Source organism: Streptomyces sp. UNOB3_S3 (genome assembly GCF_020740895.1).
Taxonomy (GTDB): domain Bacteria; phylum Actinomycetota; class Actinomycetes; order Streptomycetales; family Streptomycetaceae; genus Streptomyces.
On sequence record NZ_JAILXP010000004.1, the window covers coordinates 47,795 to 59,655 of the forward strand.

The 11,861-nt window shown below is 71.3% G+C and carries 13 protein-coding genes; 4 read left to right on the plus strand and 9 right to left on the minus strand.

Features of this window, described 5'->3' with window-relative positions; genetic code table 11:
- The first annotated feature begins 16 nt into the window (after positions 1 to 16).
- Positions 17 to 637 (plus strand): histidine phosphatase family protein, encoded by a 621-nt coding sequence (locus tag K6I33_RS01095; RefSeq protein ID WP_229347499.1) that lies wholly within the window; start codon positions 17 to 19, stop codon positions 635 to 637.
- 117 nt (positions 638 to 754) lie between these two features.
- Here K6I33_RS01095 and K6I33_RS01100 read toward each other — a convergent pair whose 3' ends face one another.
- Positions 755 to 1,225, minus strand: a complete 471-nt coding sequence (locus tag K6I33_RS01100) for an ATP-binding protein (RefSeq protein ID WP_229347501.1) — start codon at positions 1,223 to 1,225, stop codon at positions 755 to 757.
- A gap of 215 nt (positions 1,226 to 1,440) precedes the next feature.
- The gene (locus K6I33_RS01105) at positions 1,441 to 2,625 is read right to left on the minus strand and encodes a helix-turn-helix domain-containing protein (RefSeq protein ID WP_229347503.1); all 1,185 of its coding nucleotides are present in this window, start codon (positions 2,623 to 2,625) and stop codon (positions 1,441 to 1,443) included.
- 128 nt (positions 2,626 to 2,753) lie between these two features.
- Here K6I33_RS01105 and K6I33_RS01110 point away from each other — a divergent pair, with 128 nt between their 5' ends.
- Positions 2,754 to 2,966, plus strand: a complete 213-nt coding sequence (locus K6I33_RS01110) for a hypothetical protein (RefSeq protein ID WP_229347505.1) — start codon at positions 2,754 to 2,756, stop codon at positions 2,964 to 2,966.
- Complete coding sequence (locus K6I33_RS01115; RefSeq protein ID WP_229347507.1) at positions 2,963 to 3,334, plus strand: fic family toxin-antitoxin system, toxin component; 372 nt, start codon at positions 2,963 to 2,965, stop codon at positions 3,332 to 3,334. The genes K6I33_RS01110 and K6I33_RS01115 overlap by 4 nt, the downstream gene beginning before the upstream one ends.
- A 62-nt stretch (positions 3,335 to 3,396) precedes the next feature.
- On the opposite strand, the gene K6I33_RS01120 is transcribed toward K6I33_RS01115, so the two are convergent.
- The 3 genes from K6I33_RS01120 to K6I33_RS01130 are packed head-to-tail and all read right to left on the minus strand — an operon-like array spanning position 3,397 to position 5,953.
- Positions 3,397 to 3,765, minus strand: coding sequence for a holo-ACP synthase (locus K6I33_RS01120; protein ID WP_229347509.1), 369 nt, complete (start codon positions 3,763 to 3,765; stop codon positions 3,397 to 3,399).
- A complete protein-coding gene (gene glmS / locus K6I33_RS01125) occupies positions 3,762 to 5,615 on the minus strand; it encodes a glutamine--fructose-6-phosphate transaminase (isomerizing) (protein WP_229347511.1) in 1,854 nt (617 codons plus the stop codon). Before glmS ends, K6I33_RS01120 begins: the two co-directional genes overlap by 4 nt.
- A gap of 38 nt (positions 5,616 to 5,653) precedes the next feature.
- On the minus strand, positions 5,654 to 5,953 hold the full coding sequence (locus K6I33_RS01130) for a hypothetical protein (protein ID WP_238491082.1): 300 nt from the start codon (positions 5,951 to 5,953) through the stop codon (positions 5,654 to 5,656).
- Positions 5,954 to 6,125: 172 nt separating this feature from the next.
- Here K6I33_RS01130 and coaA point away from each other — a divergent pair, with 172 nt between their 5' ends.
- Positions 6,126 to 7,106, plus strand: coding sequence for a type I pantothenate kinase (gene coaA, locus K6I33_RS01135; RefSeq protein WP_229347513.1), 981 nt, complete (start codon positions 6,126 to 6,128; stop codon positions 7,104 to 7,106).
- A 60-nt stretch (positions 7,107 to 7,166) separates the two neighbouring features.
- Here the strand turns inward: coaA and glmM are convergent, their stop codons facing one another.
- From glmM to K6I33_RS01155, 4 genes are all read right to left on the minus strand, one after another.
- Positions 7,167 to 8,525 (minus strand): phosphoglucosamine mutase, encoded by a 1,359-nt coding sequence (glmM, locus tag K6I33_RS01140; protein WP_229347520.1) that lies wholly within the window; start codon positions 8,523 to 8,525, stop codon positions 7,167 to 7,169.
- Between the two features lie 242 nt (positions 8,526 to 8,767).
- A complete protein-coding gene (gene rpsI, locus K6I33_RS01145) occupies positions 8,768 to 9,271 on the minus strand; it encodes a 30S ribosomal protein S9 (protein ID WP_229347528.1) in 504 nt (167 codons plus the stop codon).
- Between the two features lie 40 nt (positions 9,272 to 9,311).
- Positions 9,312 to 9,758, minus strand: a complete 447-nt coding sequence (gene rplM, locus K6I33_RS01150; RefSeq protein WP_229347535.1) for a 50S ribosomal protein L13 — start codon at positions 9,756 to 9,758, stop codon at positions 9,312 to 9,314.
- 249 nt (positions 9,759 to 10,007) lie between these two features.
- Positions 10,008 to 11,627, minus strand: a complete 1,620-nt coding sequence (locus K6I33_RS01155; RefSeq protein ID WP_229347544.1) for an ABC-F family ATP-binding cassette domain-containing protein — start codon at positions 11,625 to 11,627, stop codon at positions 10,008 to 10,010.
- Positions 11,628 to 11,861: the final 234 nt, after the last annotated feature.

Consider the following 11,861-nt stretch of genomic DNA (forward strand, 5'->3'; position numbering starts at 1 on the left):
GTCACGAGGAGGACCCATGGCCATGGCGGCGCGCTACCTCTACCTCGCCCGGCACGGCGAGGCAGTGCCGGACCAGAGCGCCCTGACCGAGGCGGGCCGACGCCAGGCGGAACACCTCGGCGACCGCCTCGCCTCCGCCCCGCTCTCCGCCGTCCACCACAGCCCCCTGCCCCGCGCCCGGCAGACGGCCGAACTGATCGCCGGGCGGCTCGAAGGCGTACCGCTGCGGAGTTCGGAGAAGGCCGGCGACCACGTCCCGTACGTACCGCGCCGGGACGAGCTGCCGCCGGAGTTCGCGGACACCCTGCTGGCCCGTCTCGCCGGCTTCCCGGAGGAGGAACTGCAGCGGGGCCCGGCTCTTGCCCGCGAGGCCCTGGCGGAGTTCACGGGCCCGGTGGAGGGCACCGAGCCGCGCCACGAGCTCGTGGTCACCCACAACTTCCTCGTGGCCTGGCTGGTGCGCGCCGCGCACGACGCCCCGGCCTGGCGCTGGATGGGGATGAACCAGGGCAACGCGTCACTGACGGTCATCCGCTACGCCCCGGACCGCCCGGCGACGGTGATGGTCCACAACGACATGGGCCATCTGCCGGCGGACCTGCGGTGGACGGGCTTCCCGCCGGAGCTGCGGGTGTGAGGGCCGACACCCTTGACCTCAAGTCGACTTGAGGTACCAAGATCGCAGCACAAGCACGACACGGGCCCCGGCCCGGACCCGCCACGGGGGTGCGGGCCCGGGCCGGGCGCGCTTTTCTCAAGCCCGGACCACCGCCGGGTGCGGATTTCCGCTGCCTGTGGCGGGTACACGTACAGGCCCGTCCTCCCGCAGCTCGAACCACACCTGTTTACCGACGGGCCTGAGCCCGTCCCACACCCACGTCACCCCGGACGCGTCCGCCAGCCGGCGCAACAGCGCGAGGCCCCTGGCATCGCCCCCGCCCGCGCCCGCGTACGACGGCCGGGGCCACGGGGGCCGTCCGGGATCGTCGTCCCGCACGGCCACGAGCACGCGCTCGGGGTGGACGGTCACCTGCACGGCGAGCTCGGGCACGCGCGCGTGCCGCACGACGTTGGCGACGGCGTCGGAGACGCAGATCCGGGCGTTCTCGATCAGCAGCCGCCGGTCCGCCGCGACGAGCGACGCCGTCACGAACTCCCGCGCCAGCCGGGCCGTGCCGGGGGCGACGGGAGCGGACAGGAGGTAGGTCTCGCCGAGGGCGGTCATCGCTCCACCGCCCCGAGGTCGGCGGATGAAGCTCTCGCCCAACTGGTCTGGCAGCGATTAATGTTGAGCATCGTCGGCGCTCCTCTACAGCGTTGGCCACGCCCCCGGACCGGTCGCACGGTCGCGGGGGTCCTCTGACCCCCACAGCCTGCCGACACCGCGAGGCCGGAACTATCAGACGTCACTGACAGCCCCGGCCAGCGCCTTGCCGTGCGTTATCGCCCCAGCCAGGCCCCGTAGTTGCTGAAACTGTCCGGCATGCGGCGCTTCGCCGACTCCAGCCCGGCGAAGGTCTCCCGGACGACCGGGTGGTAACGCGTCTGCTGCGGCGCCACCTTTCGGGCCAGCAGCAGGCTCCTGAACGCCGCGTCCGTACGGCCGGTCCACATCTCGGCGCGGGCGACCTCGGTGTAGTGGTGGGCCCGGCGGGAAGGCGGCCAGTCGTCCGGGAGCGGGGACTCCTCGGCGGCCCGTACGGCCTCGGGGTACCGGTCGAGCTCGGCGAGGACGCTCACGCGGTGGGCGACGACGTTCGTCGGGCCGAAGGACAGCCAGTGCACCCTCTCGGCCGCGCCCGTGCGCTCGGCGATCCGCCTCGCCTCGGCCAAGTGGCCGTCGGCGGCGGCCTCGTCCTTGTCACGGCCCGCCAGCACGGCGGCGCCCAGGTGCAGCTGACCGGTGACGACGTCGCGGACGCGGCCCGGCTCGGCCTGCGCCAAGATGGACATCCCCAGCTCCACGAGCCGCTTTCCCGTGCGGTAATCGCCGGCACGGAGGTAGGCCAGGGCCCGCAGGTACTGCCGCATTCCGCCCAGCACCGGATCCGAGGCCCGCTGCGCCGCCCAGTCGAGGCGGTCCAGCGCGACCGTGCAGAGGTCGGGGAAGCCGAGCTTCGTGGTCACGTCATAGGCCGTGCGGTACGCGCCCGCCAGGACGCGCCAGTTGCGGTCCTTGGGCGTCGTGTGCGCGGCGGTGGTGGCCTCGTGGATCAGGCCGGGCAGGTCCGCGGCGACCTGCTTGATGCGCGCCGCGCGGACCATGGCGCACAGCTCCTCGGCGTGGGCCTCCAGCTTCTCCACGGGGCGTGGCGTCACGTCCGGGTCGGCCCCGAGGTCGTAGATGTTGAGCGCCTCGCGGATCGGCTGGATCAGCCCGTCCAGCTGGTCCGCCCGGAGTTCGTCGAGATAGGGCTGGCCGGTGAGCTCGGTGACGGGCACCGAGAGCGCCCGGGCCAGGGCCCCGGTGACGGAGGGGCTCGCGGGTAGGGCGCCCTGCTCGACCTTCGTCAGCGTGCTGTAGGAGACATGGGAGAGTTCCGCCAACTCCCTCTGGGTCAGGCGGCGTACCTTGCGCGCACGCGCGATGCGCGCGCCGGTGCGGTCGTCACTGTGCGCGGGCATACGGAGCTCCGTTCTGACACGACACGAGAACGGTACCGCCGCCCGCCGACAGGGCAATGGCGAATGTCCCCCAGCCCTTTCGCCCCAAACATGGCGCACGACCTGCTACAAGGTGATAGCTTCCGCGTATGGCGAAGACGCAGGTCAACCTCAGACTGGAAGAAGCCACCGCCGAGATGGCCAAGCAGGCCGCCGAGACACGGCACATCCCGGTGAACGAGTACGTCGAGCAGCTGATCCGGGCGGACAACGAGCTGTTCCGGGAAAAATTCCTTGCCGCCTCCCAGGAGTTCCTGGACACGTACGGCGACCTCATCGACGAGATCGAGGAAGCTGCGTGACCCTTCACATCGACCTGTCCTGGCTCCTCGAGATCGCCCGCCAAGCGGGCGAGGACGATCCGGCCCCTGACGACTACGGGGTGCCGATCGCGGCCGTCGAGCGTCACAGAGCCGCGCTCGCGGGACAGGACATCTACCACGGCTCCTACGCACGAGCCGCCGCATTGGCTCATACGCTGGGACGGCTCCGGTGGCTCGAGCGCTCGAACCTGCGCGTGGCCATGGCGGCGGCACACGCCTACCTGGTCGCTTCGGGGGTCGAGGTCAAGCCGACCCAGGCCGGGGTCACGGCGCTCGCACATGAGCTGAGGAAGCCGGAATCCACCGCCGCGTCCGTCGCGGCCGTCCTGCGCACCTGGGACGACTGACCCCGCGAGCGGGGAACGGCCCGCCGGGGCCGCTCACGCGGCGAACCGCACCCCGCCCCGCGTCACTTCTCCGCGATCACCACAGCGGATGCGACCCCCGCGTCGTGGCTCAGCGAGATGTGCCAGCTGCGCACGCCCAGCGCCTCCGCCCGCGCCGCGACCGTGCCCGTGACGACGAGGGCCGGCTGGCCGCTGGCAGCCGTGACGACCTCGGCGTCGGTCCAGAGCAGCCCGGGCGGGGCCCCCAGGGCCTTGGCCAAAGCCTCCTTCGCGGCGAAGCGGGCCGCCAGCGAGGCGATGCCGCGCCGTTCGCCGCTCGGCAGGTACAGCTCGCGTTCCACGAAGAGGCGGTCCGCCATGCCCGGCGTCCGCTGGAGCGCGGCGTCGAAGCGTTCGATCTCCGCGACGTCGATCCCGACTCCCACGATCATTCGACGGTCACCGACTTCGCGAGGTTGCGGGGCTGGTCGACCTCGTTGCCGCGGGCCGTGGCGAGCTCGCAGGCGAAGACCTGGAGCGGGACGGTGGCGACGAGCGGCTGGAGCAGCACCGGCGTGGCCGGGATCTCGATCAGGTGGTCCGCGTAGGGGCGCACGGCCGTGTCGCCGCGCTCGGCGATGACGATCGTGCGGGCGCCCCGGGCCCGGATCTCCTGGATATTGGAGACGATCTTGTCGTGGAGGACGGACCGGCCGCGCGGCGAGGGGACGACCACGACGACCGGGACGTCCCGCTCGATCAGCGCGATCGGGCCGTGCTTGAGCTCGCCCGCCGCGAAGCCCTCGGCGTGCATATAGGCGAGCTCCTTGAGCTTCAGCGCCCCCTCCAGGGCCACGGGGTGGCCCACATGGCGGCCGAGGAAGAGGACCGTGTTCTTGTCGGCGAGGGAGCGGGCCAGCTCACGGACCGGCTCCATGGTCTCCAGGACCTCCTCCACCTCCCCCGCGATCTCCGACAGATCGCGGATCACGGAGAGGATCTCGTCGCCCCACTTGGTGCCCCGCACCTGGCCGAGGTACAGCGCCACCAGGTAGCAGGCGACGAGCTGGGTCAGGAAGGCCTTCGTCGAGGCGACGGCGACCTCCGGACCGGCGTGGGTGTAGAGGACGGCGTCCGACTCCCTCGGGATCGTCGAGCCGTTGGTGTTGCAGATGGCGAGCACCTTCGCGCCCTGCTCGCGCGCGTGGCGCAGGGCCATCAGGGTGTCCATGGTCTCGCCGGACTGGCTGATGGCGATCACCAGCGTGCGCTGGTCGAGGATCGGGTCGCGGTAGCGGAACTCGCTGGCCAGCTCCGTCTCGCAGGGGATGCGGGTCCAGTGCTCGATGGCGTACTTGGCGATGAGGCCCGCGTGGTACGCCGTGCCGCAGGCCACGATGACGACCTTGTCGACCTCCCGCAGCTCGGCGGCGGGGATGCGGACCTCGTCGAGCGAGAGCGTGCCCGAGGCGTCGATGCGGCCCAGCAGCGTGTCGGCGACGGCCTTCGGCTGCTCGGCGATCTCCTTGAGCATGAAGTAGTCGTAGCCGCCCTTCTCGGCGGCCGAGGCGTCCCAGTCGACGTGGTAGGCGCGGGTGTGCTCGTCGGCCGGAGCGCCGTCGAAGCCGGTGACGACGACGCCGTCGCGGCGCAGCTCGACGACCTGGTCCTGGCCGAGCTCGATCGCCTCCCGGGTGTGGGCGATGAAGGCGGAGACGTCGGAGGCGAGGAAGTACTCGCCGTCGCCGACGCCCACCACCAGCGGGGAGTTGCGCCGGGCGCCCACCACCACGTCCGGGTCGTCGGCGTGGACGGCGACGAGCGTGAAGGCGCCCTCCAGCCGCCGGCAGACCTGGCGCATGGACTCGGCCAGGTCGCCGCAGGAGGAGAAGGACTCCGCCAGCAGATGGGAGACGACCTCGGTGTCCGTCTCGGAGGCGAGGTCGTGGCCGCGCTCGGCCAGCTCGTCGCGGAGCTCCGCGAAGTTCTCGATGATGCCGTTGTGGACGACCGCGACGCGGCCCGCGTTGTCCAGGTGCGGATGGGCGTTGACGTCGGTGGGGCCGCCGTGGGTGGCCCAGCGCGTGTGGCCGATCCCCGTCGAGCCGGAGGGGAGGGGGCGGTCGGCCAGCTCCTTCTCCAGGTTCGCGAGCTTGCCCGCCTTCTTCGCCGCGGCCAGCCCGCCGTCGGCCAGGACCGCCACCCCGGCCGAGTCATAGCCGCGGTACTCCAGCCGCCGCAGCCCCGCCAATACGACTTCGAGGGCGCACTGCCCTCCCACATAGCCAACGATTCCGCACATGGACGGAAGCGTACGGCCCCGGTGTCAGCACCCGTGGGTCAACGCCCGCGCTCGATCCGGTCGATGGCGTCCTGGACCAGCTCCAGGTACTCGACCTCCTCGCAGCGCGGTTTGCTGCCGAGAACGTACCGGTCGAGGCAGTCGTCGAGGTCCTGGCCGAGGTCCTCGTCCGGCAGCTGGGCGGTCAGATCGCCGCGCACCCGGTCGGCGAAGGCGTCGCGCGGGGGCACGGCCCCGGCGATGGGCGCGCCGACGGGCGCGTGGACGCTGCGGCGGGGGCGTACGACACGTCGTACGCCCCTCCTGGCACGGCGGAGCACGAGGTGGAGAACGAACAACGGAACCCCTCGCTTGGGGAGAGGGACAGGGGGCTGGACGCTATTCCTGACTCGTGAGTAAGTACAGACCCCAGCGCAAACTTCACCCACCAGCACCACATAACTCCCACTGGTCACGGTGTGAACACCACCCGGAGGTGATCGTCCCGTCACCGACGCGCACAATGGGCCCGTGCCGACCACGACCGACCAGCCGCAGCACCGACGCCGCGCGGACTCCTCCCCCTTCGTCGATCTCACCCGTACGGAGTGGAGCGCGCTGCGCGAGAACACCCCGCTGCCGCTGACCGCCGAGGAGGTCGAGCGGCTGCGCGGCCTGGGGGACGTCATCGACCTGGACGAGGTCCGGGACATCTACCTCCCGCTCTCCCGCCTGCTCAACCTCTACGTGGGCGCCACGGGCAGCCTGCGCGGCGCCCTCAACACCTTCCTGGGCGAGAAGGGGGCCCAGCGCGGCACGCCGTTCGTCATAGGCGTGGCGGGCAGCGTGGCGGTGGGGAAGTCGACCACGGCCCGGCTGCTGCGGGAGCTGCTGGCCCGCTGGCCCGAGCACCCGCGCGTGGAGCTGGTCACGACGGACGGTTTCCTGCTGCCCAACGCCGAGCTCCAGCGGCGGGGCCTGATGTCGCGGAAAGGTTTCCCCGAGTCCTACGACCGCCGGGCGCTGACCCGCTTCGTCGCGGATGTGAAGGCCGGGAAGGACGAGGTGTCGGCGCCCGTCTACTCGCATCTGATCTACGACATCGTGCCGGACGAGCGGCTGACCGTGCACCGGCCGGACATCCTGATCATCGAGGGCCTCAACGTCCTCCAGCCGGCGCGCCCCGGCGAGGACGGCCGCACCCGGGTGAGCCTGGCCGACTTCTTCGACTTCAGCGTGTACGTGGACGCGCGAGCGGAGGACATCGAGCGCTGGTACTACGACCGCTTCAGGAAGCTGCGCGCCACGGCCTTCCAGGACCCCGACTCGTACTTCCGCCGGTACACCCAGGTGTCGGAGGAGGAGGCGCTGGACTACGCGCGGCGCAACTGGCGGACGATCAACAAGCCGAACCTGCTCGAGAACGTGGCGCCGACGCGGGGGCGGGCGAACCTGATCCTGCGCAAGGGCGCGGACCACAAGGCGCAGCGGCTGTCGCTGCGCAAGCTGTAGCGAAAACGCCGGAGGGGCTGACAGGAGTCAGCCCCTCCGGCGTTCGCACAGCGTGCCCGGCTAGCCCAGCGTCGTCTTCACGACGTCCGCGAGGTGCTCGGCGACCTTGCGCGCCTGCTCGTGGTCCGCGGCCTCGACCATGACGCGCACCAGCGGCTCCGTGCCGGACGAGCGCAGCAGCACCCGGCCCGTCGTGCCCAGCTCGCGCTCGGCGGCGTTGACGGCGGCGGCCAGCTCCTGCGAGGTGCCCACGCGGGACTTGTCGACGTTCCGGACGTTGATGAGAACCTGCGGCAGGCGCTCCATGACGCCGGCGAGGTCGGCCAGCGAGCGGCCGGTGGCGGCGACGCGGGCGGCCAGCATCAGGCCGGTGAGGGTGCCGTCGCCCGTCGTGGCGTGGTCCAGGACGATGACGTGGCCGGACTGCTCGCCGCCGAGGGCGAAGCCGTTCGCCTTCATCTCCTCCAGGACGTAGCGGTCGCCGACGGCGGTCTGGACGAGCTGGACGCCCTCGCGCTCCATGGCGAGCTTGAAGCCCAGGTTGGACATGACGGTGGCGACGACGGTGTTCTTGCGCAGCGAGTCCGCCTCGCGCATCGCCAGGGCCAGGACGGCGAGGATCTGGTCGCCGTCGACCTCGTTGCCCTTGTGGTCCACGGCCAGGCAGCGGTCGGCGTCGCCGTCGTGGGCGACGCCCAGGGCGGCGCCGTGCTCGACGACGGCGGCGCGGAGCTTGTCCAGGTGGGTGGAGCCGCACTCGTGGTTGATGTTGAGGCCGTCGGGCTCGGTGCCGATGGTGACGACCTCGGCGCCGGCGCGCGAGAAGGCCTCGGGGGAGACCCGGGAGGCCGCGCCGTGGGCACCGTCGATGACGACCTTGAGGCCGTCGAGGCGGTTGGGCAGGACGCCGATGAGGTGGGCGACGTAGTTGTCGAAGCCCTGGTCGTAGTCCTTGACGCGGCCGACGCCGGCGCCGGTGGGCCGGTCCCAGGGCTCGCCGGAGGCGTGGGCGCGGTAGGTCCGCTCGATGCGGTCCTCGAGCTCGTCGGCGAGCTTGTGGCCGCCACGGGCGAAGAACTTGATGCCGTTGTCGGGCATCGCGTTGTGGCTGGCGGAGAGCATCACGCCGAGGTCGGCGCCGAGCGCGCCGGTCAGGTAGGCGACGGCCGGCGTGGGCAGCACGCCCACCCGCAGCACGTCGACGCCCGCGCTGGCGAGACCCGCCACCACGGCGGCCTCCAGGAACTCCCCGGACGCCCGCGGATCACGGCCGACCACCGCCATCGGGCGATGGCCCTCGAACGTGCCCGCCTCGGCGAGCACGTGCGCCGCCGCCACCGACAGGCCGAGCGCGAGCTCGGCCGTCAGATCGGCGTTGGCCACGCCGCGCACACCGTCCGTACCGAAGAGTCGTCCCACTGGTGTCCTCCGAAAAACGCGGGAGTGCGGGGCCCGGTACGAGCCCCCTTGCTTGAGGTGTCGAGTCCTGGACCGGGGCGGCGCCTCCAGTAATCAGATATACGCCGCATCCGGTGTATTTACGCCTACGCCGCCTGCATGGCGCCAACGCCGTATATCGCCCCGGGCCGACAATGGCCGAACGCCCCGGCGGCACGGATTCGTGTCGCCGGGGCGTTCGGGCAGTGCAGCGAAGCCGCTGTTTAGCGCTTGCTGTACTGCGGAGCCTTGCGGGCCTTCTTCAGACCGGCCTTCTTGCGCTCGACCGCACGGTCGTCGCGCTTGAGGAAGCCGGCCTTCTTCAGCGGGCCGCGGTTGTTGTCAACGTCGGCCTCGTTCAGCGCACGGGCCACGCCGAGGCGCAGGGCACCGGCCTGACCGGAGACACCGCCACCCGCGATGCGGGCGACGACGTCGTAGCGACCGTCGAGCTCGAGCACCTTGAAGGGCTCGTTGACTTCCTGCTGGTGCACCTTGTTGGGGAAGTAGTCCTCAAGGGTGCGACCGTTGATCTTCCACTTGCCGGTGCCCGGAACGATGCGGACGCGGGCAATGGCGTTCTTGCGACGGCCCAGGCCGGCGGCCGGCTGCGGGTCGCCGAAGCGGGACGCGAGGGACTCGGAGGTGTACTCCGACTCAACGACCTCGGTCTCGGTGGTGTACTCCTCGACGCCCTCGACCGGCATCTCGGCGGTGGTCTCAGCCACTGGTTCTCCTCAGACTTTCTGGTTCGGCGGTGGCCGGGACTTAGCCCTGCTTGACCTGGGTGATCTCGAACGGAACCGGCTGCTGCGCAGCGTGCGGGTGCTCGGAGCCCGAGTACACCTTCAGCTTCGAGAGCATCTGACGGCCGAGGGAGTTCTTGGGCAGCATGCCCTTGATCGCCTTCTCGACGGCCTTCTCGGGGTTCTTGTCGAGCAGCTCGTCGTAACGGACGGAGCGCAGACCACCCGGGAAGCCAGAGTGGCGGTAGGCCATCTTCTGGGTCTTCTTGTTACCGGACAGGTGCACCTTGTCGGCGTTGATGATGACGACGAAGTCACCCATGTCCATGTGCGGGGCGTACACAGTCTTGTGCTTGCCGCGCAGCAGGGAGGCAGCCTGAGAGGCCAGACGGCCCAGGACGACGTCCTGCGCGTCGATGATGTGCCACTGGCGCTGGACATCGCCGGGCTTGGGGCTGAACGTACGCACGGTCGTAGCCTTCGCTTCTTCAGTGAGTGGGTCCTGACACAATCCGCCAGAGGAGATCACACAGCATGTGCCGCACAACGGGGACGCAACCCGTGCGCAGGCGGCTGGTGATCAGCCCGGCAGATCAGCGTAAGGGCCCCTCGCGTGAGAACGACCAAGCCAATACGCATAACGAACTCGTAGAGTACCGGGACCCCACCGCCGGGGTCAAAACACACAGTCCGACCGGTGCCCCGCCCGGGCGTCCGGCTAGCGCGCCCGGGCCACCCGCGCCTCGTCCCACACCGGCTCCGGCACCTCCCGCACCCGTCCGTCCGCGCCGAAGACCACAAAGCGATCGAACGCGCGAGCGAACCAGCGGTCGTGGGTGACGGCCAGGACCGTCCCCTCATAGGCCTCCAGCCCCGCCTGGAGGGCCTCCGCGCTCTCCAGGTCGAGGTTGTCCGTCGGCTCGTCCAGCAGCAGCGCCGTGGTGCCGGAGAGCTCCAGGAGCAGGATCTGGAAGCGGGCCTGCTGGCCGCCGGAGAGCTTCTCGAAGGGCTGGTCGCCCTGCTTCTCCAGCTCGTACCGGCGCAGCACCGACATGGCGCCGCCCCGGTCCCTGGAGTGCTCGGTCCACAGGATGTCGACGAGCGTGCGGCCCATGAGCTCGGGGTGGGCGTGGGTCTGGGCGAAGTGCCCGGGCACGACGCGGGCGCCCAGCTTCCAGGCACCCGTGTGCGCCACGTCCTCCCCGGCCAGGAGACGGAGGAAGTGCGACTTCCCCGAGCCGTTGCTGCCCAGCACCGCGACCCGCTCGCCGTAGAAGACCTCCAGGTCGAAGGGGTTCATCAGGCCGGTCAGCTCCAGCCCGGCGCAGGTCACGGCCCGGACGCCGGTACGGCCGCCGCGCAGCCGCATCCGGATGTCCTGCTCGCGCGGGGGCTCAGGCGGCGGGCCCGCCTCCTCGAACTTCCGCAGCCGGGTCTGGGCGGCGGCGTAGCGGGAGGCCATGTCGTGGCTGACGGCCGCGGCCTGCCGCAGCGTGATCACCAGCTTCTTCAGCTGGGCGTGCTTCTCGTCCCACCGCTTGCGCAGCTCCTCGAAGCGCGCGAAGCGGTCCTTGCGGGCCTGGTGGTACGTGCCGAAGCCGCCGCCGTGCACCCAGACGTCGCTGCCCGCCGGGCCGGGCTCCACGCTGATGATCTTCTCGGCGGCCCGGGCCAGCAGCTCGCGGTCGTGGGAGACGAAGAGGACGGTCTTCTTCGTCTCGCGCAGCCGCTCTTCCAGCCAGCGCTTGCCGGGGACGTCCAGATAGTTGTCCGGCTCGTCCAGCAGCAGGACCTCGTCCGTGCCGCGCAGCAGGGCCTCCAGGACGAGCCGCTTCTGCTCGCCGCCGGAGAGGGTGCGCACCTGGCGCCACTGGGCCTTCTCGTAGGAGACGCCGAGGGCGGCCATGGTGCACATGTCCCAGGCGGTCTCGGCCTCGTAGCCCCGGGCCTCGGCCCAGTCGCTGAGCGCCTGGGCGTAGGCCATCTGCGCGGCCTCGTCGTCCCGCTCCATGATCGCGGTCTCGGCCTCGTCGACCGCCCGCGCGGCCTGCCGGATGCCCGGCTGGGCGACGGAGACCAGCAGGTCACGGACCGTGCGGTCGTCCCGGACGGAGCCCACGAACTGCGGCATCACGCCCAGGCCGCCGGAGATGGTGACCGAGCCGCCGTGCGGCTTGAGCTCGCCGGAGATCAGCCGCAGCAGGGTGGTCTTGCCCGCGCCGTTGGCCCCGACGAGGGCCACCGCCGCCCCTTCCCCCACCCGGAAGGACACGTCGTCGAGCAACCGCCTCCCGTCGGGGAGGTCGTACTCGAGGTGTGCCGCTTCCACATGTCCCATGAGGACGATTCTCGCGGCTCCCGGGGCGGCGACCAACCGGTTTACGATGCACGCCATGAGCTTTGGGCAGGGTGGGCCGTACGGGGCCCAGGGGGATTCCGGGCCGCGCACCACGCCATGGGGGGCGCCGCCCCAGCAGCCCGGGCAGCCGGCCCAGGCCCTGCCGCCCCAGCAGCCGGCCCAGGCCCTGCCACCGCAGCAGCCCGGGCAGCCGGCCCCGGCGGCCCCGCAGGC

What these genes read in the sequence shown, in the direction of transcription:
- K6I33_RS01155 (WP_229347544.1), bottom strand. Translation starts at nt 11,627, where the DNA reads ATGGGACATGTGGAAGCGGCACACCTCGAGTACGACCTCCCCGACGGG.
- K6I33_RS01105 (WP_229347503.1), bottom strand. Translation starts at nt 2,625, where the DNA reads ATGCCCGCGCACAGTGACGACCGCACCGGCGCGCGCATCGCGCGTGCG.
- K6I33_RS01100 (WP_229347501.1), bottom strand. Translation starts at nt 1,225, where the DNA reads ATGACCGCCCTCGGCGAGACCTACCTCCTGTCCGCTCCCGTCGCCCCC.
- K6I33_RS01110 (WP_229347505.1), top strand. Translation starts at nt 2,754, where the DNA reads ATGGCGAAGACGCAGGTCAACCTCAGACTGGAAGAAGCCACCGCCGAG.
- K6I33_RS01095 (WP_229347499.1), top strand. Translation starts at nt 17, where the DNA reads ATGGCCATGGCGGCGCGCTACCTCTACCTCGCCCGGCACGGCGAGGCA.
- glmS (WP_229347511.1), bottom strand. Translation starts at nt 5,615, where the DNA reads ATGTGCGGAATCGTTGGCTATGTGGGAGGGCAGTGCGCCCTCGAAGTC.
- K6I33_RS01120 (WP_229347509.1), bottom strand. Translation starts at nt 3,765, where the DNA reads ATGATCGTGGGAGTCGGGATCGACGTCGCGGAGATCGAACGCTTCGAC.